The sequence below is a fragment of the Streptomyces sp. NPDC053673 genome, from assembly GCF_055585225.1.
Genome location: NZ_JBVJKN010000040.1, coordinates 31,017 through 56,334, shown reverse-complemented (window position 1 = coordinate 56,334; position 25,318 = coordinate 31,017). Strand labels below are relative to the sequence as shown.

Genomic DNA, 25,318 nt, shown 5'->3' with positions numbered 1-25,318 from the left:
GCAGCCGGCATCTGGCACAACTGGACTACCAACGCCAAGACCAAACGATCTCTGATCGCCTACGACCACTGAAAACATCGGACTCATTCATCTAGCCGGTGCGCGCTTCGCGAAGTGGGTCCTGGTGATCATGGCCCCCTTCGCGCGAGCGGATCACGACGCTGCCCGATGGAGAAGGTGCCGCACCGTAAGCGCGCTGGTCCAGCAGACGGCACCTACCATGATGGAACTTACAAAGCGGTGGTCAGCGGCCGTGCCGTACAGCAGCGGAGTACAGCAACCCAGCAGCCGCCCATGTCCAGTAGCGTCCCTCCGGGGCCTTGACGCGACCGGTATGACCATCGCTGACCGATCCGGCTAGAGCTACGGATCAGAAGATTGAACCAGGTTGAGACGGCCCTGCTTCAAGGCCAGGCGTCGGCTGCTCCTTGATCCGCCGGGTTTCGTAAGAGACGGCCACACCCCGAGCGAGAGCGATTCTGGGAGCCGAGCCGCGCACATAGCCGCTCGAGGTGTGGTGGCCGTTGCGGCCCGGCAGGTCGCGGACCACCCCAAGCCGCTGGCGCGGGGTGGTCACAGTGTGGTCGCTTTACCACCCTTCGTCGACGGTAACCGGTTCGGGGCCGGTATAGGGGTCGACGCCGGTGAGGTCTTGAGTCTCGTCGCCGGGGAATACGTAACCGTCGCCGAAGAAGTCGCTGGGGTTGCCGGAACCGTCGCTAGTGGCGTCCTCGGTCAAGTCGATGGTGTTGCCGTCGAAAACGCCGCTGTCGCCGTCGCAGTTGGGGATGACGGTTGCCGTGGCCGTGGGGTGGCTCAGGCTCGGCGTCGCGGCGGATGCCGGAAGGATGACCCCTCCGGAGAGCAGCGCGGTCGAGGCGACGACCAGTGCGATGCGGGTGACCCGCCGCTGGGGCTTGGCGTCGGCGCGGGGGTGGACGTCGTGGATCATGGTCTTTTCCTTTTGACACCGAGGGGATCTCTGCCGGCCTCGGGGAGTGCGGGGGTGGGGGTCGGTGGATCGGTTCCGACCGGGATCGCCGTGCCGGGATGGCCGGGATTTGGTGGGAGGGAGGATCCTCGCCGAGGATTTCCGCCTGTCGTGCGGCCTCGTGTCCTCAATTTGGTGAGGCTCGCACGTCCAGTGGGCCTGAGGTACACAGCGGTGTCACGTTCCGAGAACTCGGGACTTGACAGCGTTGAGGGTGTTGGCTAGCCGTGGTGGCGTCTCACCTGGCAGCCCTGGAAGGTCCCTGAGTCAGCAACGTGCGAGAGCGGCGGGGAGCACGGCGGATCCCTCGCTGCGCACCAGGGGCGCATCAGCCGCAGGGCGGCCATCGGCGTTCTGGGCGGGATGATCGGTTTGGGCGGCGCGGAGCTCCGCCTGCCGCTGCTGATCAGCCTCTTCGGGTTCGCCGCGCTCTCGGCGGTCATCTTGAACAAGGCGAGCCTGGTCGTGGTCCTGGTCGAGCTGCCCGCCCGCCTGCCGGCGGTCCCGGCCTCCGAAGCGGCCGCACGCTGGCGGCCGGAGCGACCTGGGCGGTGCGCATGCGCACCGCCACCCTCTGCAAGGTGCTGGCGGTTCTGATGATGCTCACGGCGGCCGCCCTAGGGAGCGTATTTGGTCGTGATCAAGGGCCGGTCCTGGTGAGGTCTTTGATCCAGATCATCGCGCCGCGAAGGTGGAGGCCGGCGAGGTAGCTGTCCGGGGTTTTGTCGTACCGGGTGGCGATGCCTCGCCAGGCCTTCGGCTTGTTGATCAGGCGCTCGACGGTGTTCCGTTCCTTGTAGAGCTCGGCGTCGTGGCTGGCGGGTCGGCCGCCCTGGCTGCCCTTCTTCTTCCGGTTGGCGGCCTGGTCCCTCTTCTCCGGAATGACCGCCTTGATATGGCGTTTGCGCAGGTGGGCGCGGTTGCATCGGGACGAGTAGGCCTTGTCCCCGGCGACCGCGTCGGGGCGCGTGCGGGGACGGCCGACCGGCCCGCGGACCCGGACTTTCCTCAGCACAGGGATGAACTGCGGGCTGTCGGCGGCCTGCCCCTCGGTCAGGACGAACGCCAGCGGCCGACACTTGCGCTCGCCGGCGACGTGGACCTTGCTGGTCTGCCCGCCCCTGGAGCGTCCGAGCAGTGCCGCTTTCAGCCGGAGCTTGCGCCGTCGCCGGACGCGTCGTCGTTCTTCCCGTTCCGGGTCGCTTCCCGGGCCCTGTCCGCCTTGTTCTTCCGTGCCGCCCCCTTTTGGCGGGCCTTCTCCGCCTCGTCGGCGGCCTTCTCCAGGGCTGTCAGGGCGTCGGGGTCCAGGTGCATCCCCGCAGCGTCGTGGTGGGCCCGGGCGGTGGTGGAGTCCACGCTGACCAAGGACAAGTCCACCTGACCGCGCTTGGCGGCTTCGGCGATCAGTCCCTCCATCAGGGCTTCGAAGACACCGGCGTCCCTCCACTGCCGGAAGCGGTTGTGGACGGTCGACCAGGCACCGAACTCCTGCGGCATCTCCCGCCACTGCCCGCCCGTCTTGAAGCGCCAGATCACGCCCTCGAACTGCTGCCGCAGCCGCTCGGGGTACGGGCCGTACTCGCCGATCGGCAGGTACGGCTCGATGAACTCCCAATCTGCGTCCGTCAGTTGTACTCGCGTCACGCAACATGATTTACCGGATCAGGACCAGCTGCGAGGGAGAATCCCGCAGATTGATCACGACCAGATACGCGCCCTAGGTGTTCTGTCCCGGGAGGTTGTGGACGGGTGAGCGAGGTCTGAGTTCCACCGCGTACGCCACGGTCGGCGTGGCGTAGCCAGCCCTGTCGGGCACTCGCCTTTCGGTGTGGACGGACTGGGCAGCAGCTCGCCGTCCAGGTCCGTCCACTGCTTGGCGAGCATCACGCGGGACAGGTCGACGTGGCTCAGGTCGACCAGTCAGGAGCCGGGCAGTTTCGGATCGAAGACGGGGTTCTTGACGTGCGTCGGCGCGCCCAGGCCGGCCGTAAGGCCGTTCGCGCCGGCGGCGAAGGCCATGTTCACGTCGATGCCCACCAGGTGGGGGCGAAGGCATTCGGCGTCGGTGAGCGGGCGCGCCCAGTCGTACGCCTCCTCCACCAAGACCTCAGCCGGGGTGCGGTGGTGGAAGCGCGGCAGGTCGGCGAGGAGCGGGTGCCCGTCGGGTGCCTCGCACGGCGCGCAGTCCACCGGATCCTTCCCCAACGAGCCGGGGTTGTGCTCGGAGTGCCGCTTGCCCGTCGCATCCGGTTCGGAGGCGCGGGTCGGCGGGTGCAGCGCGGTCATCAGCTCCAGACCGGTCACGGCCGTGGAGCCGCGCGGCGTCGTCACCCGAGCCGCATACGTGCCCAGGAGCCGCGCGAGTTCGGCTGGCGGAAGCTGGGCGGCGTCGGCCCAGTGCCGGGTCTCGAGCGCGTCCCACGACGGGATGCACAACTGCACGCAGGAGCGCTCCGCGCCCTGCGCGGGGCGGTAGATCCTCGCCCACGGCCCGAACCCCCGCTTCGTCAGCTGCCAGCCGGCGCGCGTCAGCTGCTTGATGACCTTGTGGCCCTCCGGGATCCGGCCAGCTAGGCGCTCCTCCTTGGTGAGCGTGATGGGCAAGCCGTAGTGCTCGCATGCGGCCCCGGTCAGCGGGTCGGCGTCTTTGCCCGGGCCCGACAACTTCGGCTGACCGAGCCGCCCTTCGCGCAGCGTCCACTCCACCAGCGCAGGAAGCGACTTGGCGGGCACGTCCAGGACCAGGCCGCCGACGCAGTACGCCAGCGCCTGACCATCTGCGTCGACGTCGACGACCGCGAGCGGACCGTTCTCGAACCGCGCATCGGTCCCGCCTGCCGGGGTGCTGGCGGGGGCGGCCTTCCCTGTGCCGCCAAGCCAAGCGGACGAACACGTGCGGGAAGCCGGGTGTTCCGCTTGCCATGTACGGGTGGTGGCAACGCTGTTGCAGGACGAGAGGTCGTCGATGATCACAGACGCCACCGGTGGGGTTGGCGTCCGGCTCGCTGTCAGCGGGGCCGACCGCACGTGTGCGCTGTGTGCGGCTCTCAACAGATGCCGGTCCGCCTCATGACCGGCACGGCCACCTTCGCCCACACGACTTTCCCGGCTTTGTAGGTTTGATAGCCCCACGCATCGCAGAGCGCCTCCACGAGCGAAAGCCCCCGGCCGTGCTCGTCATCCGCGGCGGCGTCGCACAGGGTCGGCGGCTGGTCCGCTGAGTCGACGACTTCCAGCAATACCGCGCCGTCCTCGACGTGTAGTCGGAGACCCACACCGCGCGAGGAGGCGTAGCGGACGGCGTTGCCGACCAGTTCGCTGGCCACCAGCGCCATGTCGTCAGCCACTACGGCCAGGTCGAAGGCCCGTAGCGCGGTCCTTATCACGTTCCGAATCAGGCTTACCAGGGCGGGGTCAGCAGCGATACCGACGACGACCATCCGAGTGGGCGCAATGGGCGCGCACGTGTTCCCCGACTGTGCAACCAACAGCTCGGCACGAGGAACCGGGCTGCGGGCGGCATACGGACTACTGTGAGGCATGACGTTCACCTACCGGGTACGGTGAGCCGGCCCCTGGCGTGAGTCGGCTCCGCGGGGAAAGAAGGCCGCAAGCGGTGGACCATGTGCTGAAGGCGCCGCTGAACACCTTCCAGACTCATCCGGGAATTCCGGTGTGCGGAGGTACCGGAGCCGGACGGCCCTTCGGGGGGCGGAACCCACCACGGAAGCAGGTTCCGCCTGTGGGTGTGGTGGGCGGCCTTCGCTGGTGCGTTGGAGGCGGAGCGGGGGTGTCGGTCGATGGGAGGGAATGAGTGGAGGTATGCGCGGGACGGGTGCCGTCGGCGCCCACGCCCATGCCCGCGCGAGGCGTCGGCCAGAGGTGGAGTTCTGCGGCATGTTGCCCTCGGCTACTCCTTGACCGCCCCCGAGTTGGCTCCCTGGACGAAGTAGCGCTGGAAGCAGAAGAACAGCGCCGCCACCGGCAGCGTCGACAGCAGGGCCGCCGCCAGCTTCAGCGGGTACTGGGTACCGCCGCCAAGTCCGCCTGAGACGAATCGCGCGAGACCGGTGGTCAGTGTCTCGTACTGGCCGGACTGGGTGGCCACCAGGAAGTGGGTGAACTCGTTCCATGAGCCCTGGAACGACAGGATTGTCACGGTGATCAGCGCGGGCCGGGCCATGGGGAGCACCACGGACCGGAAGATGCGCCACACTCCGGCCCCGTCGACTCGCGCAGCCTCCTCGACCTCCCGCGGGATGGACTCGAAGAACTGCTTCATGATGAAGATGCATCCGGCGTCAACCAGCAGCGGCAGGATCATGCCGGTGTAGGTGTCGAACAGGCCGAAGGTGTTCAGCACGAGGAACTTCGGGATGAGCAGGGCCACGCCCGGCACCGCCATCACCGTGAGCACGAAGCCGAACAGCAGCGTACGGCCCGGGAAACGCAGTCGTGCCAGCGCGTACCCGGCCATCGAGGCGAAGAGCACGCGGCCGGCCGTCACCACGACCGATACGTAGGCCGAGTTGCCCAGCCAGCGCACGAACGGTACCCCGTCCCCGGCCCGGCCCAGTCCGAACAGCCGCTGGTAGGCGGCCGTCGTCGGTGTGGTCGGGATCAGCCCGAGGGGATGTGCGGCTGCGTCCGGGTCCGTCTTGAACCCGGTCACCAACTGGAGCACGAACGGCAGCAGGTACAGCAGCCCGAGCGCCACTACCAGCGCGTATCCCAGCAGCCGCAGCAGCGGAGGGAATCGGCCGAGGACGGGGCGCCCCTGCGCCTGTCGGACCGCGGCGTTCGTGTTCATCGGAGCCTCCGGGAGTGGGCGCCGCGCTCCCGAAGCGCCCAGCGCTGGAGGGCGGTCATCAAGAGGATCAGTGCGAGCAGCACGAACGCGATGGCCGCGCCCTGTCCGAAATCGGCGTCGTCGAAGGCTGCCGAGTACGACAGGTAGGCCGGCGTCAGTGTCGTGTTGCCCGGGCTGCCCTGGCTCATCACGTACACCTGGTCGAAGACCTGCCAGGTGGAGATCAGGCCCAGGGTCAGGACGAGGAAGAGCACGGGCCGCAATGTGGGCAGCGTCACGTACCGCAGCATCTGGAGACGGCTCACCCCTTCCAGCGCGGCCGACTCCTCGAGCTCGCGCGGGATGTCCTGGAGAGCCGCGAGGAAGATCAGCATGAAGGTACCGGAGGTTGTCCACACGGCGAGCAGGATGATCGTGCACATCGCGACGGAGGGCCCGGACAGCCACTCGTACCAGGACAGTCCCATGAAGGATTGGTCGGCGAGAGGGCCCGACGGCTTGTCGGGGTCGATGACTCCGAGGGTGCCGAGGAGTAGTGACAGCACGCCGCGGGGGTCGGCGAACCAGTTGGGGCCCTTCACCCCGATCCACGACAGCAGCGTGTTGACGGCGCCGCTGCCCTGGAACAGGAAGAGGAAGACGGTGGAGACTGCGATGGAGCTGGTGACCGAGGGGAAGTAGAACGTGGTGCGCAGTGCGCTCCGGCCGCGCAGTAGCCTCTGGTTGACGATCAGGGCCAGCGCCAGTGCGAGGCCTGTCTGGAGCGGCACGGTCAGCAGCACGTAGTAGGCGTTGTTGCGCAGCGAGGTCGCAAACAGTGTGCGGTCCAGGCCGTCCTCGGTGAACAGTGTGCGGTAGTTGTCCAGGCCGACGAACTCCGTCTGTCCGCTGAATGGGTTGGACTGCCCGTTCCAGTCCAGCAGGCTCACCCACAGGGCCATCAGGATCGGCAGTACCAGGAACAGGCCGAGGATGAGCACCATGGGGCTGACGAACAGCCAGCCCCATGCGGCTTCGGCGCGGCGCCCCACGCGCGGGGCGGGCTTGGCGCGGGGCGCCGCGGCTGGGCCCGTCTCGCCGGGCGTGTCAGGTGCGCCCGGCGAGACGGCCGTACGGGGACCCCCGCCCGCGCGGGAACGCGGGGCCGGGCGGGGGTGCTGTGACGTACGCGGGGACATGGAGGCTCAGTTGCCCTTCGCCAGGGCCTGTTCGCCGTTGTGCTGCAGGTCGGCGAGGATCTTCTTCGGGTCGCCGGTGCTCAGTGCGGCGAGGTCGGTGTTGAACTGGGTGAGGACCTTGTCGAAGCCGCCGACGGTCACCGGGCCCTGCGCGTAGGCGGTGGCCTCGGCCCATGCCTTGGCGGAAGGGTTCTTCTTCGCGTACTCGGCGAGGGCGCTGGTACGGGAGGGCATCACGCCGAAGGCGTCCGCGTTCTTGACCATCTGCGCGGCAGTGGTGAGGTACTTCACCAGGTCCACGGCGGCCGACCGGTGGGCGCTTTCCTGGGCCACGCCCCAGCAGGTGCTGAAGGCGAGCGTGCCCTTCCCGGCAGGACCGGCAGGCAGCGGGACCACCGTGTACTTCACGTCCGGGTAGTCGGCCTTCATTCCGCCGGTGAGCCAGTTGCCCTCGATGGTCATGGCAGCCCTGCCCTTGCCGAGGGCCTCGCCGCCCCAGCCTGTGTCGACCTGCTTGGCGTACTTCAGGGCGCCGGACTCCAGCAGCGATTGCACGTAGTCCAGGGCCTTGGTGTTCGGCGTACTGTCGGCGGTCATCTTCGTCTGGTCGCCGTTGGTGATCCAGCCGCCTGCCTGCTTCATGAAGACGCCGACCCGCGCGTACTCGCCACTGATGACCAGCCCGGTGACGTCGCCCTTGGTCAGCTTGGCGGCGACCGTCTTGAGCTGGGCCCAGGTGCTCGGGTAGTCCTTCGCGGTCAGCCCGGCCTTCTTCCACATCCCGGTGTTGACGGCGAGGGCGAGGGTGGAGGTGTCCTTCGGCAGGCACACCAGCTTCCCGTCGTGGGTGAAGGAGGCGCGCAGCTGGGCGGAGAAGTCGTCCGCGTCCTTGATCTGGTCGCCGTAGGCGTACAGGGAGCCGGCCTTGGCGTAGTTCGCGAACTGGTCGGAGTTGACGTAGAAGACGTCCGGCGGCTTGTGTCCGGCGAAGGACTGGGCGAGCTGCTGGTTCATGTCCTTGGCGACTTCCACGGTCACCGTGTTGCCGGACTTCTTCGCCCAGGCGGCTGCCGCCTGCTTGACGGCGCTGGTCTCGGCGTCGCCCGAGGTGGCTATCAGCACGGTGAGGTGCTGGCTGGAGCTGGTGTTCTGCGCCGTCTCCTTGCTGCTGTCGAAACTCGACGAGCAGCCGGTGGCGGTCAGCAGTGCCGCGCAGGTGAGGAGGGCGGCGGCGGCCGTACGGTTGACCATGGTTTCCTCCGAGGGTCCGGGGTGGTACAAGACGGCTCCACCCGGGCGGCACAGGGGCGTGGGCCCGGGGTGTGGGGGTCGAGGAGGGTGGAACTGGGTGAGGGGCCGACTGGCGGCAGGTGCCTACTCGGCAGCGGTGGACGCCTGCGTGGTGGTGCTGTCGCGGACGACCAAGGACGGCTCCAGCAGGAGCCGCTCGGGCGGCGCGTCGGGGGAGGCCATGCGGGCCAGCAGCAGCCGCACGCATTCCCGGCCGGCTTCCTCCAGCGGCTGGGCGACGGAGGTCAGAGCGGGCGAGAGGATCTCGGCGGTCGGCGAGTCGTCGAAGCCGACCACGGCGACGTCCCGCCCGGGGAGGGCGCCGCGCTCGCGCAGCGTCTGATAGCAGCCAAGCGCCAGCATGTCGCTGGCCGCGATCACGGCGGTCGTGCCTGCGTCCAGGAGCGGTTTCGCAGCGGCGCGGGCCGCGTCGATGTCGTTCACGCTCTGCCCGCGCCGCCCGCGGGTGGGCAGTCCGTGCCGGCGCATGGCCCGCTGCCAGCCCTCGGCGCGGTCGTCGCCGACGCCGGAGCCGCGCGGCCAGCCGAGGAACGCGATCCTGCGGTGCCCGAGGGCGATCAGGTGCTCCACCGCCGCGTCGGTGCCCGAGGCGCCGTCCACGTCGACCCAGTCGCCGATCTGCCGCGCCGACCACATCCGGCCGAAGCCCACGAACGGCACGCCCCGCTTGGCCAGCCAGGCCTGCCGCGGGTCGTTGCGTTCGGTGTCGCTGAGCACGAAGCCGTCGACGTCGTGGCTGTCGAGCAGTTCCTCGTGGCCGTCGAGGCTCGCGCCGCCGGCACGTGCGGCGAAAAGCAGGATCCGGTAACCGGCCTCGTCCGCGGCCTCGGACAGGGCGTGCAGGAATCGGTCCATGACCGGGGCCGTGGTGCCGGGCGGGGTGGGCCGGATGCCGTAGCCGATGAGCTTGCTGGAACGGGTGCGCAGCGTCTGTGCGGCGCGGCTGGGGCGGTAGCCCATCTCGTCGATCGCGCGGCGGACCCGCTCCAGGGTCTCGGGACGCAGCAGGTCCGGCGAGTTGATCGCGTTGGACACGGTCTGCGGGGAGACGCCGGCCCGGCGGGCGACCATGGCGAGGGTCACCGGGCCGCCGTCGGCCGAAGAATTCATGCTGGTGGAGCGGGGCATACGGGTCTCCCGGATCGGTCGTGCGAGCGTGCTGGAACGTGATCCTCCAGCCCCGCATTTGAACGTTACAAGAGCATTGCCATCGCCGTGGCGTCGTCGTTAATGTCCTTGGAACGATCCAACGCCTGAGAGGTTCTGCTCTTGTGGACACCACTGTCAAGACCCCAGACACCAACGACTCGGTCACGGCCCCTCCCGTAGCTGAGGGACTGCAGCCGTTCCTGCACGACGCCGTCGTCACGCTGAGCGCGCCGAGCCTGGTGATCTCGCACGCCGACGGACAGCTCGGCAGCGGCGCAGACGGCTTCTATCACGGTGATCGCAGGGCCCTGGCCCACCTCGCCGTCGCCGTCGAGGGCATCGCGCTCGCACCGGTCGGGGGCGGTCTGCAGGGTGCCGACCGTGCAGACTTCCGCGCGATCCTGCGGGGCCTCGGCGAGGTGACGGCGGACCCGGCCCTCGCCCTGCACCGGCGCCGCACCGTCTCCTCCGGCCGACTGGAGGAGACCTTCGAGGTCAGCAACGCCGGCACACAGCACGTCCGCTTCCGGCTCTTCATCGAGGCGGCCACCGACCTCGCGCCGATGGAGCGGGTGAAGTCAGGCCACATCCTGAACGACGTACCGGCCCAGGCGGTGGCCGGCGGACTGCTCTGGTCCCGCGACGGATTCGCGGTACGCCTGCTCAGCACCCCAGCGCCCGGCGCGCTGGACGCCACGGCCGGGCGGCTGTCGTACGACGTCGAACTCGCCCCCGGCCAGTCCTGGAGCGCACTCCTGGCCTGCACGGCCGCGTACGACGACGGCGACCAGTTCCCGGCCGCGCCCGCGGACCAGCTGCCCTGGCGCACTCCCGTCCTGTGCAGCGCAGACCGGCGGTTCGACCACTGGCTGGAGCAGTCGCTCGCGGACCTGGACCGGCTGCGCCTGACCGACCCGCTCTCTTGCGACGGTACCCGAGGGCGCGCCGACCAGTTTCTGGCCGCCGGCGCCCCCTGGTTCCTGACCCTCTTCGGCCGCGACTCGATCTGGGCCGCCCGCATGCTGCTGCCGCTCGGCACGGACCTGGCAGCCGGCACGCTGCGCACGCTCGCCCGACGCCAGGGCCGGGTCGTCGACCCGGCGGCCGAGGAGCAGCCGGGCAAGATCCTGCACGAAGTGCGCCGCTCCACCCAGGAGTTCACCGACACCTTCGCCCTGCCTCCGGTCTACTACGGCACGGTGGACGCCACCCCCCTGTGGATCACCCTGCTGCACGACGCATGGCGCTGGGGCCTGGCCCCCGAGGAGGTCGAACAACTACTGCCGCACGCCGAGTCCGCGCTCGCCTGGATGCGCGCGTCCGCCGACGCGGGCGGCGACGGCTTCCTCAAGTACATCGACCACAGCGGCCGGGGCCTGGCCAACCAGGGCTGGAAGGACTCCGGCGACTCCATCCGCCACCGCGACGGCCGCCTCGCTGCCCCGCCGATCGCGCTGTGCGAGGTGCAGGCGTACGCGTACGAGGCGGCGCGGGGCGGGGCGGCGCTACTGCGCGCGTTCGACCGCCGGGGGGCCGACGAGTGGGAGGAGTGGGCCGAGCGGCTGGCCGGCCGCTTCCGGGAGCGGTTCTGGGTTCAGGACGCGCGGGGCCCGTACCCGGCCGTCGCCCTGGACCGTGACGGCCAGCCGGTGGACTCGGTGACCTCGGGCTTCGGCCACCTGCTCGGCACGGGTCTGCTCAACCATGAGGAGAGCGCCCTGCTGGCGGCCCGCCTCAGCGCGCCGGACCTCGACTCGGGCCACGGGCTGCGCACGCTGAGCAGCGAGTCTGTGGGCTTCAACCCGTACGGCTACCACATCGGCTCGATCTGGCCGCACGACACGGCGATCGCCGTACACGGTCTGGTCCGGGCCGGTTTCCCGGAGGCGGCAGCCCCGCTGGCAGCGGGCCTGCTCACCGCCTCCGTCGGCTTCGACGCCCGTTTGCCCGAACTGTTCGCAGGCCACGGCACCGGGGCCGCGCGGCCCGCGCCCTACCCGGCGTCCTGCCGGCCGCAGGCGTGGGCGGCAGCCGCGTCGGTCCATGTCCTCCGGTCCGCTCTGGGCCTGAACGCAGACGTCCCCAACGGCACAGTGACCGTCGCGCCTGCCTTCGCATGGGAGTACGGCCCGCTGACACTGACCGGGCTTCAGGTCGACGGCAGCCGACTGGACATCGCCATCACAGCCGACGGCACGGCAAACGTGAAGGCACCGAAAGGGCTGACAGTACTCAAGGACTGAGGTCTCAAAGGGGGTGAGGCGAGTCAGACGCGGCATCGCGGCATAGCTCACAGCATCCCGGAGACCAGCGGACACGCCCTGCCCGCACCCAGCCGACAGCCCAGAACTCGCCCCACAAAACCCTCGGAGATCATCGAAACCACGTCGGTGGATCAAGGCTAAGTCTCACATCACGGCCGAGGAGCGGACCAGCCGTGGACGCTGAAGGGCCGGCGGCGGAAGGCGTCGGTGGCGACCTCGCGAGAGGCGGCCACCGGCGGGCCGATGTGCCGCGCTACGCGTGAGCGCTGACGTCGCCCTCCGTGGTGAGCTGCTGTGTCGCCTTCCTCTGGGAACCGGGGCGCAGGGCGAAGAGGGACCACATGGTCGCCGCCGTCAATGCGGCCGTGGCCATCGCGGCCAGGACCAGCGGCTCAGGCTGCCATCCGAGCGACAACCGGGTTCCGAGCACCGTGAGTACCGCGGCGATCCGGCCCGGTGCGTAGACCGGCACCCGGGCGGCCGCAACCCTCAGTACGGTGGCCGCTGCCAGGCCGGTGCCGGTCCAGGCCGCCAGATAGGGCCACACCGGCCCGCTGGCGGCGCTGGGCAGGCCGTACTCCGCCGGGCCGAATCGGAACAGAGCGGTGGCCCAGCCCAGGCCCACACCGAGGGCGGTGATGCCCAGCACCCATATGGCATGGCGCCACAACGGCCCAGGCCTCACGGCCTCCTCGTCGTCGGCGATGGAAGGGTCAAGGAATTCGATCACGCCCAGAGGGACGCCGTCTGCCCGCCTCGGGTTGTCTGGCGACCACCCTCGCCTCCTCTGGGCTGCGATTCCGTGGCGTCGTGGCCACGGGATCGCCCCGGTCCGGCGCGGCTTCAGGCACGCGACTGGCGGCCCGGAGGGGCCTGCCATCGTGATGCCGGATACGGTTCGTCATGTCGTCGACATTGACACCGGCGTCCGGTGGGCCAACCTGCGATCCCTGACCGGCTTCTGCTGCCTGCTCGGCTGCGCGCCTCGCACTTCGACGTGGTTTGGCTGAGGGAGACGATTGAGGGGCACAGCGTCGTGGTCTTCCGCGACGCCACCCAGCACCGGCCAATGGTCCCTGCTCAAGGTCTTCGATGCGGTCTTCGGGACCGTGCGCGACACCGCGCAGTAGCCGGCGGCAACCTGCGCGGATCAGGCGTACTGGCCCTGAGACCTGCAAGGTTTCGTGCTGAGGGCTCTTTCCCCCACGTCGGCAGGTGGACGAAGGTGTCGGAACAGGGCGATGCCGAAGTCATCGGCAGTGCCCCGCCGCCCCATCGGCAACTCCACCCATCCGCCGGAGGAACCCACCATGACCGCAAGATCCACCCGTCGTCCGACCGCCGTGCACTCCCGGCTGGAAGCGGTCGGTGCGATCGCGGTCGCCGGCGCCCTGCTTCTCGCCGGCTGCGGCGACCAGACCGACAAGAGCGGCAACGCGAGCTCCGGCTCGGCTCCCTCGTCGTCGGCTCCGCTGGCCGAGAAGCTGCCCGCGGACATCAAGAAGGCCGGTGTCATCAAGGTCGGCTCCGACATCGCATACCCGCCGGTCGAGTACATCCAGAGCGGCAAGGCCGTCGGAATTGACCCCGACCTCGCGGACGCCCTGGGCAAGCAGCTGGGTGTGAAGCTCGAGTTCCAGAATGGCAAGTTCGACCAGCTCATCGTGGGTCTGCACGCCGACCGGTTCAACGCGATCATGTCGGCGATGAGCGACACCAAGGACCGGCAGAACGGCATCGACTCCGACACCGGCAAGAAGGTCGGCAACGGCGTCGACTTCGTCGACTACTTCACCGCCGGCACCTCGATCCTGGTCCAGAAGGGCAACCCGAAGGGGATCAAGTCGCTCGACGACCTGTGCGGCAAGGTCGTAGCCCTGCAGAAGGGCACCACGTCCGAGGGCATCGCCAAGGTGCAGAGCAAGAAGTGCACGGAGGATGGCAAGAAGGCCATCGACCTGCAGACCTTCGACACCGACCCCGAGGCGCTGCTCCGTCTGAAGCAGGGTGCGTCCGTCGCCGACCTGAACGACTTCCCGGTGGCGGCCTACAACGCGAAGACCTCCGGCGGCGGCAAGGACTTCGAGGTCGTCGGCGACCAGATCGAGGCAGGTCCGTACGGCATCGCGGTCAGCAAGGAGAAGGCCCAGCTGCGGGACGCCCTCCAGGCCGCCATGGCAGCCATCATCAAGAGCGGCGAGTACCAGAAGATCCTGGAGAAGTGGAACGTCACGCAGGGCGCGGTCACCGAGTCGAAGATCAATGGCGGCTCCTGAGCAGCTTCGAGCAACACTGAAGGGCTGTCACTGTGACTGTTCCGATCGACAAGATTCCGGCGCCGTCGCTGCCGCCGGAGCAGATCAAGGCCATTCCTGTGCGGCACTACGGCCGCTGGGTGTCCGGCGTCGTGGTCGTCGCCATCGTGGCGCTGATCGGGGTCGCCTTCTCCAACGCAAAGATCAACTACAGCATCATCCCCGATTACCTCTTCGATCCGGGCATCGTGTCCGGCGCCTGGACCACGCTGTACATCTCCGTGCTGGCTATGGTGCTCGGCGTCGTCCTCGGCGTGGTCCTCGCCGTGATGCGGCTGTCGTCGAACCCCGTCACCAGCACCGTGGCCTGGTTCTACATCTGGCTCTTCCGCGGCACCCCGGTCCTGGTCCAGCTGCTGCTCTGGTACAACATCTCGCTCGTCTTCCCCATCCTGAACCTGGGGTTCTACAAGGACGAGATGAACCAGGTGATGACGCCGGTCCTCACGGCCCTGCTGGGACTCGGCCTGAACGAGGCCGCGTACATGTCGGAGATCGTCCGCGCCGGTATCCAGTCGGTCGACGAGGGGCAGACGGAGGCGTCGCACGCGCTGGGCATGACCCAGGGCCAGACGCTGCGCCGGGTGATCCTCCCGCAGGCCATGCGGGTCATCATCCCGCCGACCGGCAACGAGTTCATCAACATGCTGAAGACCTCGTCGCTGGCCTACGCGGTCCAGCTCCCCGAGCTGATCAAGAAGGCCACCGACATCTCCAGCACCTCGCTGGCGGTCGTGGAGATGTACTTCGTGGCCTGTATCTGGTACCTGCTCCTGACCACGGTTTTCAGCATCGGCCAGTACTACATCGAACGCCGTTACGCCCGGGGTTCGTCGCGCAACCTGCCGCCGACCGTGCTGCAGCGGCTGAAGAAGAACGTGTGCCGGTGGGCTTCCTTCCACCGCCCGGAGGTGGCCCGATGAGCGATCTCATCAAGAACATGGTCAAAGGCACGAGCGGCCACCCGATGGTCACGGCTGAGGGCGTGCACAAGCACTTCGGGCAGGCGCAGATCCTCAAGGGCATCGACCTGGAGGTGCACGCGCGCGAGGTGTTCTGCCTGATCGGCCCGTCCGGTTCCGGCAAGTCCACCTTCCTGCGCTGCATTAACCACCTGGAGAAGATCAGCGCTGGCCGGCTGTATGTCGACAGCGACCTGGTGGGTTACCGACAGAAGGGGGACAAGCTCTACGAGCTGAAGGAGAAGGAGATCGCGGCGCAACGGCGGGACATCGGGATGGTGTTTCAGCGCTTCAACCTCTTCCCGCACATGACGGCGCTCGAGAACGCCATGGAGGCGCCGATCCAGGTCAGGCGCGAGTCGAAGGCCGTGGCGCGGCAGCGCGCCGAGCGGCTGCTGGACCGGGTGGGCCTGGGCGACCGCATGGGCCACTACCCAGCGCAGCTCTCCGGCGGTCAGCAGCAGCGCGTCGCCATCGCCCGCGCGCTGGCGATGGAACCGAAGCTGATGCTCTTCGACGAGCCGACCTCGGCCCTCGACCCGGAGCTGGTCGGCGACGTCCTGGACGTCATGCGCGACCTTGCCGAGTCTGGCATGACCATGGTCGTCGTCACGCACGAGATGGGCTTCGCCCGCGAGGTGGGCGACAGCCTGGTCTTCATGGACGGCGGTGTGGTGGTGGAATCCGGTCACCCGCGCGAGGTGCTGGCGAACCCGCAGCACGAGCGGACGAACTCGTTCCTGTCCAAGGTGCTCTGACGGTACGCACGGCGAGAGGCGGTACGGGATCTCCGTACCGCCCCTTTCGCTGCTCTTCCTCGATACGTGGTTCCTCGGCCCCCGGCGGACTGGCGCCCGAACCTTCACCGGAGGGCCGCGGCGTGGGTGTGGCCGGGGTTCGACGGGCTGATCCTCATCGGCTACCTCGGCCGGTATAGCGGCAGCATGGCCATCGTCGAGTGGCGGGATCTGGTCGTGGTGATGGCGTTCAGCCTCGGCGTCAACGATCCGGCTGTGCACTCGACGATGGGCGCCGGAGCCGTGCAAGCGGCCGTGGCAGTCGCCGAAGAGACCGAGCCGGCCCGCTGAGCCGACGGCTAGGTGGTGCTTGCGGGGTGGAGGTGGTCCTCGGCCTCAGGCACCGCGTTGCGCAGGGCCGACAGCATGGTGCCGAGCAGCGGATTGCTGTTCTCGGTGCGGTGCAGCGCCAGCACGGTGCGGTGAGCGAAGCGTTGGGTGAGCCGGGTGGCGTCGATGCCTGCGGTGGCCGCGTGGCCGAGCGCGGGGACGACCGCCACCCCGAGGCTGGCGGAGACCAGTTCGCGTACCACGTCGTAGTCGTTGCTGCGGAAGGCGATGTCGGCGTCGAACCCGGCGGCCGCGCACAGCCGGATGAGGGCCTGTGCTCCGCCGGTGCCCTCGCGGCTGGTGATCCACCGGGCCCGGGACAGCCCGGGCAGGCCGGCGCTTAGGCGGTTGCCGCTGGGGCGCAGGAGGAGAAGGTCCTCGCGCAGCAGGTGATGGTGGGTCAGTTCGTCCGGCCAATGGCGCGGGCTCAATGCGTACTCGTACACCAGGGCGAGGTCCAGCTCTCCCTGGCCGAGCGCGGCGACGAGTTCGCCGGGCTCGCCCTCCGTCAGCTGGATCTGCGCCTTTGGATGGGTGGCGACCAGCGCGGAGAGGGCCGCGGGCACCAAGCGGACGCTCGCGGTGGGAAAGCTGCCGAGCCGCAGCCGTCCCGCGGCGCCGGTGGCGAGCTGCTGCACCTGGTAGTCCAGGTCGTCCAGGGCCGCCAGCACCGGCGTGCCGAGCTCGACCAGGCGGTGGGCGGCGGTGGTGGCGCGGATGCCGTGGGCCTCGCGCTCGAAGAGGACCAGTCCGGTCTCCTTCTCCAGCGCGGCGATCTGCTGGGAGACCGCGGAAGCGGTGTAGCCGAGGTCGCGGGCCGCGACGGCGAACGAACCGCTGCGGACGGCGGCCTTCAGGGTGAGCAGATGCAGAGGTCTCAGCAACGCGGGCTCCTTGGCGGGAGACGGGGCTTTGAGGATAAGCATCTGTGGCCCTGAAGCGTCAAACCTTTCGCGCTGCTGGGTCTTGTCGCCCGCCCGGTCCCCGGCCATCGTGGACTGGGCCCGGTCGAGAGTGGTCGGTGCATGAAGGAGGAAGCGCCGTGACCACGACAGCACAGGGCGTTGGCGGCCTCGACACGGCGGCCGTGCTCGAGGCCCTCAGCCGAGGGAACTGCGGCGAGGTCGCCGGCGACGCGGGGCGGCGGTCCCAGTACTCGGCCGACGCCTCGAACTACCGTCGGGTCCCGCTGGCCGTGGTCTTCCCGCGCAAGCGGCAGCATGTCCTCAATGCCGTCGAGGTCTGCCGTCGGCTCGGGGTGCCGATCACCTCACGCGGGGCGGGCACCAGTACCTCGGGGCAGGCGGTGGGCCGCGGAGTGGTCCTCGATTTCTCCCGCCACTACAACCGGCTGATCGTCCTGGATCCGCAGGAGCGGACCGCGACCGTGCAGCCGGGCATCGTCCTGGACGAACTGCAGCGGGCCGCTGCCGAACACGGCCTGCTGTTCGGTGCGGACCCATCGACACATAGCCGCTGCACGCTGGGCGGCATGATCGGCAACAACGCCTGCGGAACGCACTCCGTGGCCTGGGGGCGCACGGCCGACAATGTCGTGGAGCTGGAGGTCGTGACCTACCAAGGCACGATGCTGCGAATCGGCGAGATGACCGAGTCAGAGATCAGTATGGCCGTGGCCGCCGGCGGCGAGCGCGGGGAGCTGATCGGCGCACTGCACCGGCTGGCCCGGAACAACCTGGCCGTGCTGCGCACCCGGCTGGGGCAGTTCCCCCGGCAGGTGTCGGGCTACGCGCTGGAGCACTTGCTGCCCGAGCGCCGCTTCAATCTCGCAAGGGCCCTGGTCGGCAGCGAGGGCACGCTGGCCGTGATTCTCTCGGCCAAGGTGCGTCTCATCTCCCCGCCGCCCGCGCGCGCCCTGGTGGTACTGGGCTTTTGCGACGCGGTCGCCGCGGCGGAGGCCGTACCCGCCCTGCTGGACCACCGGCCGCTGGCGCTGGAAGGGCTCGACCGTGCCCTGACCGACATCGTCACCAGGGCCGAGACTCGCGCGGCCATAGACACCCTGCCCGCTGGCCAGGCCTGGCTGTTCACCGAGATCGGAGGCATGGCCGACGAACTTTCCGACCGGGCAAGGGCGATTGCCGCACAGGCGCAACGAATCGCGGGCTGCACCGGCAGCGAGGTCGTCACTGCCCCGGCCCGGGCTCGCCGGCTGTGGCGGATCCGTGAGGACGGTGCAGGCTTGGCCACCCGCCTGCCCGGGGGAGCCGAAGCCTGGCCCGGGTGGGAGGACGCGGCTGTCCCGCCCGACCAACTCGGCTCCTACCTGAGGCAGTTCACCGCGCTGCTGGCGCAGCACGGGCTGCACGGCGCCGTCTACGGGCACTTCGGCGAAGGCTGCCTGCATGTGCGCATCGACTTCGACTTCACCACCGAGCAGGGCACCGCGGTCTTCCGCGCCTTCCTCACCGACGCGGCCAAACTGGTTGCCGCGCACGGCGGTTCACTCTCCGGCGAGCACGGCGACGGGCAGGCCCGCTCCGAACTCCTGCCGCTGATGTACGGGCCTGAGGTCATCGCCCTGTTCGAGGAGTTCAAGAACGTCTGGGACCCCGATCACGGCCTGAACCCGGGCATCATCGTGCAGCCTCGGGCCGTGGACGCCGACCTGCGCGTCAGCCCACAGCGCACGCCCCTGCCGCTGGCCACCGTGTTGCCGTTCCACTCCGACGACGGCGACTTCGCCAAGGCAACCCGCCGCTGCGTCGGCGTCGGCAAGTGCCGCTCCCACACGCCCCGCGGCAGCGTCATGTGCCCCAGCTACCGGGTCACCCGGGACGAGAAGGACTCCACCCGGGGCCGCGCTCGCCTGCTGTACGAGATGACCCAGGACGAGGTGATCACCGACGGCTGGCGGTCCACCGAGGTCCGCGACGCCCTCGATCTGTGCCTGTCCTGCAAGGGCTGCAGCGTCGACTGCCCGGTCGGCGTGGATATGGCCGCCTACAAGTCTGAGTTCCTGCACCACCACTACCAGGGGCGCATCAGGCCCGCCTCGCACTACACCATGGGCTGGCTGCCCCTGCTCTCCCGCCCGGCGGCCCGCATGCCGCGGCTGGTCAACGCGCTCACCTCCTCCCCCGCGGCCCCGCTGATCAAGCGGCTCGGAGGGATCGCCGCGCAGCGGCACATCCCCCGCTTCGCCGAGCAGACCTTCCTGTCCTGGTTCCGCCGCCGCGCGCCCCGGGGCGAGGGCCGGCGCGGCCCGGCCCTGCTGTGGGTCGACTCCTTCAACAACCACTTCACCCCCGCGGTCCTCAAGGCCGGGGTAACCGTGCTGGAGAACGCCGGCTTCCACGTCCAGGTCCCCGAGGGCACCCAATGCTGCGGGCTGACCTGGATCACCACCGGACAGCTCGGCATCGCCCGCCGCATCGCCCGGCGCACCGCCACCGCCCTGGGGCCTGCCGTCCGCGCCGGTACCCCTGTCGTCGGCCTGGAACCAAGCTGCACCGCAGCGCTGAAAAGCGAACTGCCCGGGCTTCTCGACGGCGACGAGGCCGCCCGTCTCCTCGCCCGCTCCACCCTTACTCTCGCCGAACTCCTCGTCCAGCACGCGCCCGACTGGCAGGCCCCGCAACTGCGGGCTCGCTCGATCAGCCAGACCCACTGCCACCAGCACGCCACCTCCGGCTTCGGCGCCGACGGCGCACTGCTGCGCCGCATGGGCGTCGACAACACGGTCCTGGACTCGGGCTGCTGCGGCCTGGCCGGCAACTTCGGCTTCGAACGCGGCCACTACGAGGTGTCCGTCGCCGCAGGGGAACAGGTCCTGCTGCCCGCCGTGCGGGCGGCCGCCCCGGACACGGTCGTCCTCGCCGACGGCTTCAGCTGCCGCACCCAGATCAGACAGCAGACCGACCGCACAGCAACCCACCTCGCCGAGCTCATCGCCGACGCACTGCCCTCTGCCTCCGACAAGGAACAAAGGAAGAATTCGTGACTGACGCACTCTCCCTCATCGATGACTGGGGCCCCGAGAAGATCGTCGTCGTCTCTCACCGCCGCACTGGCATGAAGGGCGTCCTGGTCATCGACAACACCGCCCGCGGCATGGGCAAGGGCGGCACCCGCATGATCCCCGGCGTGACCGTCGACGAGGTGGCCCGCCTGGCCCGCGTCATGACATGGAAGTGGGCCGGTGTCGACCTCTTCTACGGCGGAGCCAAAGCCGGCATCGTCGCCGATCCCGCCTCCCCCGACAAGGAAGGCATCCTGCGTGCATTCGCCCGGGCGCTGTCCAACGAAGTACCGCGCGAGTACGTGATGGGCCTGGACATGGGACTGACCGAAAGCGACGCCGCCATCATCCAGGACGAGCTCGGCAACCGCGGCGCCGCCGTAGGCACGCCCGAGCACTTGGGCGGCGTGGCCTACGACAGACTCGGCGTCACCGGCTACGGCGTCGCCGAGGCCACGGACGCCGCCGCGCAAGTCTTGGACCTGCCACTGGCTGGATCCCGCATGGCCATCCAGGGCTTCGGCGCCGTCGGCGCCGCGGCCGCCCGGCGATTCGCCGAACTGGGCGCCAACATCGTCGCGGTGTCCACCGCCCACGGCGCAGTGCACAACCCCAGCGGTCTCGACGTCGAGCGTCTCCTGGCCGCCCGTGAAGAGCACGGCGACCACTTCGTCACCCGCTCCGACCAGGGCACCGCGCTCACCGCCCTCGGTGCGGAGCTCACCGTCGACTGCGACATCCTCGTGCCGGCGGCGCTGCAGGACGTCATCACCAGCGGCACGGCGCACCAGATCAAAGCCAAACTCGTCGTGGAGGGCGCCAATCTGCCGACCACCCCCGACGCCCAGGTCATCCTCGCCGAACGCGGCATCACCGTGCTCCCCGACTTCATCGCCAACGCCGGCGGCGTCGTCGCGGCCGCCTTCGCGATGGACTCCCGCTACTCCGGCTTCCGGCCCGACATGTCCGAGATCTTCGCGACGATCTCGACGAAGCTGCGGACCAACACCACAACCGTCATCACAGAGGCCCAGCGGCGGGAGATCACTGCGCACGCCGCCGGCCGCGCGCTGGCCGAGGAACGCGTCCGTACCGCCATGCGCAGCAAGGGGCGCATCCCCCTCAGCTGATCACCGGCGGCGCTGGTGGCTGCCTGGGGCCAGGGGCTTCGGCAAGCGATCCAAACCAGTCCTTGCGCTGCGGGCCACACGCGCCGACCTCACGGAGGGGACAGCTGCATCAGCGCTGTTCCCTCCAGCTCAGAAACGGGTCCGCACCTCATGCAGGCGGGCCCGGGTGCAATCCTGCGCTTGCGGTGGGCGGTTTGCGAAACAGCGGCTGAGTCGACCGAGCGTAAGTGCCCTCACTTCAGGGCGAGTTCGCCCACGGCAATAACCCCGGCACCATCCTGCTGCCGCTGCTCGGCCCCGCGCCCGCCGCTGTGGCCTTCCACCACGGCCGCGCCCCGGTACTGTGCGGGGCACCTCGACTTGGGCCAGATGAGGCGTCGGCTGTGCAGGGGAGCCTCCGCCCGGGGCAGCGCCCAGCAGGACGACAGCCGCGCCACCGGCTCGTTCCCAGTCAGGCGCTCGCCGACCAGAAGGACCGGCACGGTGGTCGCGTTCACCCGGGATGAGATATCGACGGTCCGTAGCCCCCTGCGGTATCTCCAGGGCATGCGGTATCCACAAGGGGGCGGGCTGTCCGCCGAACGGCAGCAGTTCCGCGAGGGGTTACGGCTCCAGGCGGCCGAGCGGTTCGCCCAGGGTGAGGCGAGTGCGGTGATCGCCAAGGACCTGCGGGTCAGCGTCCGGTCGGTGCAGCGGTGGCGGCGGACATGGAACGAGGGCGGTCCGCGAGCTCTGCGGTCGCAAGGGCCGGCGTCGCTGCCGAGGCTGAGTCAGAAGCGGTTCGCGCAGTTGGAGGCGGAGCTGGCCAAGGGGCCGGCCGCGTACGGCTGGGAGGACCAGCGGTGGACGCTGGCGCGGGTCAAGACGGTGATCGGCCGACGCTTCCACCTGAGCTACACGATCCAGGGCGTGCGGAAGCTGCTGGTGCGTAACGGCTGGTCGTGCCAGGTACCGGCCCGACGCGCGACGGAGCGGGACGACGACGCGGTCGCTGGGTGGGTCAAGGAGGTGTGGCCCTGCGCGGAAGACTCGCGGCGGCTCGTGGAGCCTGGCTCGTCCCGGGCTGGAGCCGACCGTACGCACGCCGGACGCCTCCACTGGCCCGCCATCGTCGACCGCGCCCGGGCAATCGTGACCGCATACGGCGATGGGCGCTGTGCCAGGCGGCGCGTCCGGTTACGAGCGCGAGGGCGTATGGCCGAGGACCAGCCCTCGGACCTCCTTTGCCCTTCCCTGCGTGGTGAGGAACGTTCCCACGGTGTGGAACTGCGCTCCGGTCGTGAACACGTCGTCAACGAGCAGGATTCCCACGTATGACACTGGCGACGGTCCCTGAGCGGCTCAGCTCCGTATCCCTACAGGGTTACCAGTCGCTGGTGGTCCGCCTGCACGGCCCGGGGCGTTGAGCAGGGTGAACCGCGACCTTCTGACATGCCGCTCTAGGCCCGTCCGAGGTCCGTGACATGCGCGCAAGACACCAGCGGGTCACCTCGGGAGCATCGAGGTGACCCGCGGAGATGTCGCTTAGGAGCGCGGCTTCGGTGCCTCCGGTAGCCGTGGGGTGATCAGTCGCAGGGCGACGAGCGGCACGACGACCTTGAGTACCAGGATGACCGCCACGGCGGCGATGCCAGTGCCGACGGCAAGGTATGCGAGAAGGTTCATGTCTCCTCCGTTTCGATCGGGAGCAAGGACGCTCGAGTCCTTGGAGCGGGTCAGTGCGGCAGAAGTGACCGCCAACCCCGTCGCTCCCTCGTTGCCGTTTGCGTCGGAGTCGTAGCAGTGTCCGGCTGCTGCGATGCGGCAGGAAGAGGCTGGGCCACTCCGGAGGCGCTGTGAGGCGGCCCGGCGAGCCCGAGGGAAGCTGGCCGGCTGAACTCGACCGGCAGTGCGGCGGGGCGAGTGGTGAGCAGGTCGGCATTGATGGGGATCTCGCTCGCGGGGATGGCCAGGCGCAGGTCGGGCAGCAGAGCCATGAGTTCGTCGATGCCGGTGTCGGCGATGGCGCGGCCGATGTCGCCGCCGGGGCACTCGTGAGGGCCGGCGCTGAGCGCGAGGTGTGAGCGGTTCCCGTGCATGGGGGTTGTGAGGTCGGGCCGCTGGTCGGGGTCGACGTTGGCGGCGGCGATGCCGATGAGGAGCAGGTCGCCGGCCTTGATGTCCTTGCCTGCGAGCTTGGTGTCGGCGGTGGCCCAGCGCCCGGGGACCACGCCGATGCTGGGGCTGTCCCACATGACCTGCTCCAGCGCGTCGGGCATCGTCATCCGGCACCCGGAGAGGCTTCCGCGGAAGCGTGCGTCGGTCAGGATCAGCCGCAGAGTCTGGGCGATCAGGTTGACCGTGCCCTGGTGCGCGGCGATGAGCACCAGGCGAAGGTGCTGCACGGCCTCCTCGTCGGTGAGCCCGGACTCGTGGGCGATGAGACGCGAGGCGAGGTCGTCGCCGGGCGTCTTCTTCTTCTGTTCGACGAGTTCCATAAGGACCGCGGTCACCGCAGCGTCGCTCGCTCCTGCGGTCTCGGTGGCCCGCATCAGGTCGAGCGTCGGTTCGACCAGGAGCGGGCCCTTGTCGGGGGACATGCCGAGCAGGCGGCTGACGACGAGCATCGGGAGCGGCTCGGCGTAGTCGCGGATGAGGTCGGCTTTGCCGTCGGCGGCGACGCGGCCGATGAGTTGCCGGGTGTAGTGGGAGACAAGGCGGCGCATGCCGCGGCGGTGGAGGTCGGCGAGCCCGTCGACGACAGCGGACCGGAGCCGTGCGTGTTCCTCGCCGTCGGTGAAGACACACAGCGGCTGCCACTCGATCATGGGCCGGAGCGGGTAGTCCTCGGGCATGGCCTGGTTCCAGAGGCGTGAATCCCGGCTGAAGAGGTTCTGATTGCGCAGCACCTCCAGGTTCTCCCTGTACCCGAGCACGAGCCATGCCGGGATGCCCCCAGGCAGGAGGACCGGTGCCACCTCTCCGTACTGATCGCGCAGTCCCTTGTACGTCTCTGCTGGATCGGCGAGCACGGGCAGGGGCTGGAGGCCGCCGACAGCGAGGTGGGCTGGACACCCGGGCGGCGGCGTGAGTCCGTCAGCGGGTATCGGGGGGTGGGCAGTCACGGGTCCTCCGGAGATGGGCAGCAGCCCCCGTCACGACGCGACCGGGGCGCTCATGATCGTGCTCTGAACTCCGGGCAGCATATCCGGTGCGACTTCGCCCCGACAGGGCGTCAAGATGCCCCGGAAGCAAGGCTGTTAGCCGGGCTTCTGCAGGAGGTCGGACTTGTCGAAGAGCTGCAGCTGGTCCGCCCGCGAGGACTTCGGGCTCTCTCTGAGGACGAACGTCGCGGTGTGGAGGGGCATTCTCTGGTAGCCCTGGTGGACCTCGGTGATCACATGGGGGTCCACGGCCCGCCCAACGCGGGGATCCCAGAAGCGGCGCGGTGTGGGACGGATCGCGGTGTCGCCGTTCTCCGCGATCCAGGCCGTCGACCGCTCGTACGCACGGCGCAGCTCCGGCCGTTGTCGGACGTCAGCTTCGAGCGTTTTGAGCCGTGGTTCGTGTGGCCGGGCCAGCAGGTTGGCAGAGAAGTGAGCAAGGGAGGGCATGAGCCAGTCCTCGCGGTATGCCTCGTCGCCGGCGCCGAGCAGCTGGGGGGAGTCGGGATGGAAGAGGATGAACCGTTGCGTGCTTTGCAGAGGGTGCGCGGTGGCGTGCGGGCGGACACAACCGAAAATGTCCATGTACGCCTGATTGAAGATGATGACGTCGTAGCAGTCCCCGTAGGCGACGGTCGGGTGCGCCTGTCCTGTGATCATGGCCTGGTAGATGGCCACTTCAGGTGTGCGGCGCAGCTCGGTCACGGGAGGCGCCGGCGGGATCCGTCTGGTCCACCTGTAGAGGTTGTCGCGGTTCTCGGCGCTCATGTCCAGCGCGCCTACGAGCCGGGCCACCTCCTTGGAATCCAGGCGGTAGGCGCGAGCCATCCAGTTTCGGAGGTTCTGGGTGTCGTACCGGCCTTGAGAGCCAGCTGCTTCCATTGCAGCCCTCGGGCCTGGCGCAGGTCGTCGATCAGCTTGACTACCCGTGCATTGCGCTCGGCCTGATCGTCGAT

19 protein-coding genes and 3 pseudogenes are annotated in these 25,318 nt (G+C 69.3%); 8 read left to right on the top strand and 14 right to left on the bottom strand.

The features are described 5' to 3' along the window. Positions 1 to 589: 589 nt before the first annotated feature. The 8 genes and pseudogenes from ACZ6ZQ_RS33975 to ACZ6ZQ_RS33940 form a co-directional block, all read right to left on the bottom strand. Entirely contained in the window at positions 590 to 952 is a 363-nt protein-coding gene (locus ACZ6ZQ_RS33975) for a hypothetical protein (protein WP_469772367.1), read from the bottom strand. A gap of 679 nt (positions 953 to 1,631) precedes the next feature. Then, a pseudogene (locus ACZ6ZQ_RS33970) lies at positions 1,632 to 2,635 on the bottom strand (IS5 family transposase). A 118-nt stretch (positions 2,636 to 2,753) separates the two neighbouring features. Then, a pseudogene (locus ACZ6ZQ_RS33965) lies at positions 2,754 to 3,862 on the bottom strand (telomere-associated protein Tap); the annotation flags it as partial. Between the two features lie 176 nt (positions 3,863 to 4,038). Then, on the bottom strand, positions 4,039 to 4,431 hold the full coding sequence (locus tag ACZ6ZQ_RS33960; protein ID WP_469772366.1) for an ATP-binding protein: 393 nt from the start codon (positions 4,429 to 4,431) through the stop codon (positions 4,039 to 4,041). Between the two features lie 470 nt (positions 4,432 to 4,901). Then, positions 4,902 to 5,801, bottom strand: a complete 900-nt coding sequence (locus ACZ6ZQ_RS33955) for a carbohydrate ABC transporter permease (RefSeq protein ID WP_469772365.1) — start codon at positions 5,799 to 5,801, stop codon at positions 4,902 to 4,904. After that, the gene (locus tag ACZ6ZQ_RS33950) at positions 5,798 to 6,979 is read right to left on the bottom strand and encodes a carbohydrate ABC transporter permease (RefSeq protein WP_469772364.1); all 1,182 of its coding nucleotides are present in this window, start codon (positions 6,977 to 6,979) and stop codon (positions 5,798 to 5,800) included. Before ACZ6ZQ_RS33950 ends, ACZ6ZQ_RS33955 begins: the two co-directional genes overlap by 4 nt. 6 nt (positions 6,980 to 6,985) lie before the next feature. Further along, positions 6,986 to 8,230 (bottom strand): sugar ABC transporter substrate-binding protein, encoded by a 1,245-nt coding sequence (locus tag ACZ6ZQ_RS33945; protein WP_469772363.1) that lies wholly within the window; start codon positions 8,228 to 8,230, stop codon positions 6,986 to 6,988. A 123-nt stretch (positions 8,231 to 8,353) separates the two neighbouring features. Further along, on the bottom strand, positions 8,354 to 9,418 hold the full coding sequence (locus tag ACZ6ZQ_RS33940; protein WP_469772362.1) for a LacI family DNA-binding transcriptional regulator: 1,065 nt from the start codon (positions 9,416 to 9,418) through the stop codon (positions 8,354 to 8,356). A gap of 143 nt (positions 9,419 to 9,561) precedes the next feature. Between ACZ6ZQ_RS33940 and ACZ6ZQ_RS33935 the strand changes: the two genes are divergently transcribed. Then, positions 9,562 to 11,682, top strand: a complete 2,121-nt coding sequence (locus ACZ6ZQ_RS33935; RefSeq protein WP_469772361.1) for an amylo-alpha-1,6-glucosidase — start codon at positions 9,562 to 9,564, stop codon at positions 11,680 to 11,682. 274 nt (positions 11,683 to 11,956) lie between these two features. Here the strand turns inward: ACZ6ZQ_RS33935 and ACZ6ZQ_RS33930 are convergent, their stop codons facing one another. Further along, positions 11,957 to 12,433, bottom strand: a complete 477-nt coding sequence (locus ACZ6ZQ_RS33930) for a hypothetical protein (RefSeq protein ID WP_469772360.1) — start codon at positions 12,431 to 12,433, stop codon at positions 11,957 to 11,959. A 580-nt stretch (positions 12,434 to 13,013) separates the two neighbouring features. Here ACZ6ZQ_RS33930 and ACZ6ZQ_RS33925 point away from each other — a divergent pair. The 4 genes from ACZ6ZQ_RS33925 to ACZ6ZQ_RS33910 all read left to right on the top strand — a co-directional run bounded on the left by ACZ6ZQ_RS33925 (position 13,014) and on the right by ACZ6ZQ_RS33910 (position 16,068). Beyond that, positions 13,014 to 13,979 carry an ABC transporter substrate-binding protein gene (locus tag ACZ6ZQ_RS33925; RefSeq protein WP_469772359.1) on the top strand — a complete coding sequence of 322 codons (966 nt, stop codon included), beginning with the start codon at positions 13,014 to 13,016 and terminating at the stop codon, positions 13,977 to 13,979. 32 nt (positions 13,980 to 14,011) lie between these two features. After that, complete coding sequence (locus ACZ6ZQ_RS33920; RefSeq protein WP_469772358.1) at positions 14,012 to 14,941, top strand: amino acid ABC transporter permease; 930 nt, start codon at positions 14,012 to 14,014, stop codon at positions 14,939 to 14,941. After that, entirely contained in the window at positions 14,938 to 15,738 is an 801-nt protein-coding gene (locus tag ACZ6ZQ_RS33915; RefSeq protein ID WP_469772357.1) for an amino acid ABC transporter ATP-binding protein, read from the top strand. Before ACZ6ZQ_RS33920 ends, ACZ6ZQ_RS33915 begins: the two co-directional genes overlap by 4 nt. Before the next feature lie 186 nt (positions 15,739 to 15,924). Continuing rightward, complete coding sequence (locus tag ACZ6ZQ_RS33910) at positions 15,925 to 16,068, top strand: hypothetical protein (protein WP_469772356.1); 144 nt, start codon at positions 15,925 to 15,927, stop codon at positions 16,066 to 16,068. A gap of 8 nt (positions 16,069 to 16,076) precedes the next feature. On the opposite strand, the gene ACZ6ZQ_RS33905 is transcribed toward ACZ6ZQ_RS33910, so the two are convergent. Then, positions 16,077 to 16,991, bottom strand: a complete 915-nt coding sequence (locus tag ACZ6ZQ_RS33905; RefSeq protein ID WP_469772355.1) for a LysR substrate-binding domain-containing protein — start codon at positions 16,989 to 16,991, stop codon at positions 16,077 to 16,079. 158 nt (positions 16,992 to 17,149) lie between these two features. Here ACZ6ZQ_RS33905 and ACZ6ZQ_RS33900 point away from each other — a divergent pair, with 158 nt between their 5' ends. Further along, positions 17,150 to 20,071: an FAD-binding and (Fe-S)-binding domain-containing protein gene (locus tag ACZ6ZQ_RS33900; protein WP_469772354.1), complete on the top strand. Its 2,922-nt coding sequence runs from the start codon at positions 17,150 to 17,152 to the stop codon at positions 20,069 to 20,071. Then, complete coding sequence (locus ACZ6ZQ_RS33895; protein WP_469772353.1) at positions 20,068 to 21,219, top strand: Glu/Leu/Phe/Val family dehydrogenase; 1,152 nt, start codon at positions 20,068 to 20,070, stop codon at positions 21,217 to 21,219. The genes ACZ6ZQ_RS33900 and ACZ6ZQ_RS33895 overlap by 4 nt, the downstream gene beginning before the upstream one ends. A 233-nt stretch (positions 21,220 to 21,452) precedes the next feature. Here the strand turns inward: ACZ6ZQ_RS33895 and ACZ6ZQ_RS33890 are convergent, their stop codons facing one another. After that, positions 21,453 to 21,716: a hypothetical protein gene (locus tag ACZ6ZQ_RS33890; RefSeq protein ID WP_469772352.1), complete on the bottom strand. Its 264-nt coding sequence runs from the start codon at positions 21,714 to 21,716 to the stop codon at positions 21,453 to 21,455. Positions 21,717 to 21,765: 49 nt separating this feature from the next. On the opposite strand from ACZ6ZQ_RS33890, the pseudogene ACZ6ZQ_RS33885 reads away from it, so the two are divergent. After that, a pseudogene (locus tag ACZ6ZQ_RS33885) lies at positions 21,766 to 22,274 on the top strand (winged helix-turn-helix domain-containing protein); the annotation flags it as partial. Positions 22,275 to 22,743: 469 nt separating this feature from the next. On the opposite strand, the gene ACZ6ZQ_RS33880 reads toward ACZ6ZQ_RS33885, so the two are convergent. The 3 genes from ACZ6ZQ_RS33880 to ACZ6ZQ_RS33870 all read right to left on the bottom strand — a co-directional run bounded on the left by ACZ6ZQ_RS33880 (position 22,744) and on the right by ACZ6ZQ_RS33870 (position 25,190). Then, positions 22,744 to 22,884 (bottom strand): hypothetical protein, encoded by a 141-nt coding sequence (locus ACZ6ZQ_RS33880; protein WP_469772351.1) that lies wholly within the window; start codon positions 22,882 to 22,884, stop codon positions 22,744 to 22,746. A 50-nt stretch (positions 22,885 to 22,934) separates the two neighbouring features. Further along, positions 22,935 to 24,323 (bottom strand): cytochrome P450 family protein, encoded by a 1,389-nt coding sequence (locus tag ACZ6ZQ_RS33875; RefSeq protein ID WP_469772350.1) that lies wholly within the window; start codon positions 24,321 to 24,323, stop codon positions 22,935 to 22,937. 135 nt (positions 24,324 to 24,458) lie between these two features. Beyond that, positions 24,459 to 25,190 carry a hypothetical protein gene (locus ACZ6ZQ_RS33870; protein ID WP_469772349.1) on the bottom strand — a complete coding sequence of 244 codons (732 nt, stop codon included), beginning with the start codon at positions 25,188 to 25,190 and terminating at the stop codon, positions 24,459 to 24,461. Between the last annotated feature and the right edge of the window lie 128 nt (positions 25,191 to 25,318).

Bases quoted from the DNA above. Each gene is read 5' to 3' on its own strand.
- ACZ6ZQ_RS33975 (WP_469772367.1), bottom strand. From the start codon at position 952: ATGATCCACGACGTCCACCCCCGCGCCGACGCCAAGCCCCAGCGGCGG.
- ACZ6ZQ_RS33960 (WP_469772366.1), bottom strand. From the start codon at position 4,431: ATGGTCGTCGTCGGTATCGCTGCTGACCCCGCCCTGGTAAGCCTGATT.
- ACZ6ZQ_RS33955 (WP_469772365.1), bottom strand. From the start codon at position 5,801: ATGAACACGAACGCCGCGGTCCGACAGGCGCAGGGGCGCCCCGTCCTC.
- ACZ6ZQ_RS33950 (WP_469772364.1), bottom strand. From the start codon at position 6,979: ATGTCCCCGCGTACGTCACAGCACCCCCGCCCGGCCCCGCGTTCCCGC.
- ACZ6ZQ_RS33945 (WP_469772363.1), bottom strand. From the start codon at position 8,230: ATGGTCAACCGTACGGCCGCCGCCGCCCTCCTCACCTGCGCGGCACTG.
- ACZ6ZQ_RS33940 (WP_469772362.1), bottom strand. From the start codon at position 9,418: ATGCCCCGCTCCACCAGCATGAATTCTTCGGCCGACGGCGGCCCGGTG.
- ACZ6ZQ_RS33925 (WP_469772359.1), top strand. From the start codon at position 13,014: ATGACCGCAAGATCCACCCGTCGTCCGACCGCCGTGCACTCCCGGCTG.
- ACZ6ZQ_RS33915 (WP_469772357.1), top strand. From the start codon at position 14,938: ATGAGCGATCTCATCAAGAACATGGTCAAAGGCACGAGCGGCCACCCG.
- ACZ6ZQ_RS33910 (WP_469772356.1), top strand. From the start codon at position 15,925: ATGGCCATCGTCGAGTGGCGGGATCTGGTCGTGGTGATGGCGTTCAGC.
- ACZ6ZQ_RS33880 (WP_469772351.1), bottom strand. From the start codon at position 22,884: ATGAACCTTCTCGCATACCTTGCCGTCGGCACTGGCATCGCCGCCGTG.
- ACZ6ZQ_RS33870 (WP_469772349.1), bottom strand. From the start codon at position 25,190: ATGGCTCGCGCCTACCGCCTGGATTCCAAGGAGGTGGCCCGGCTCGTA.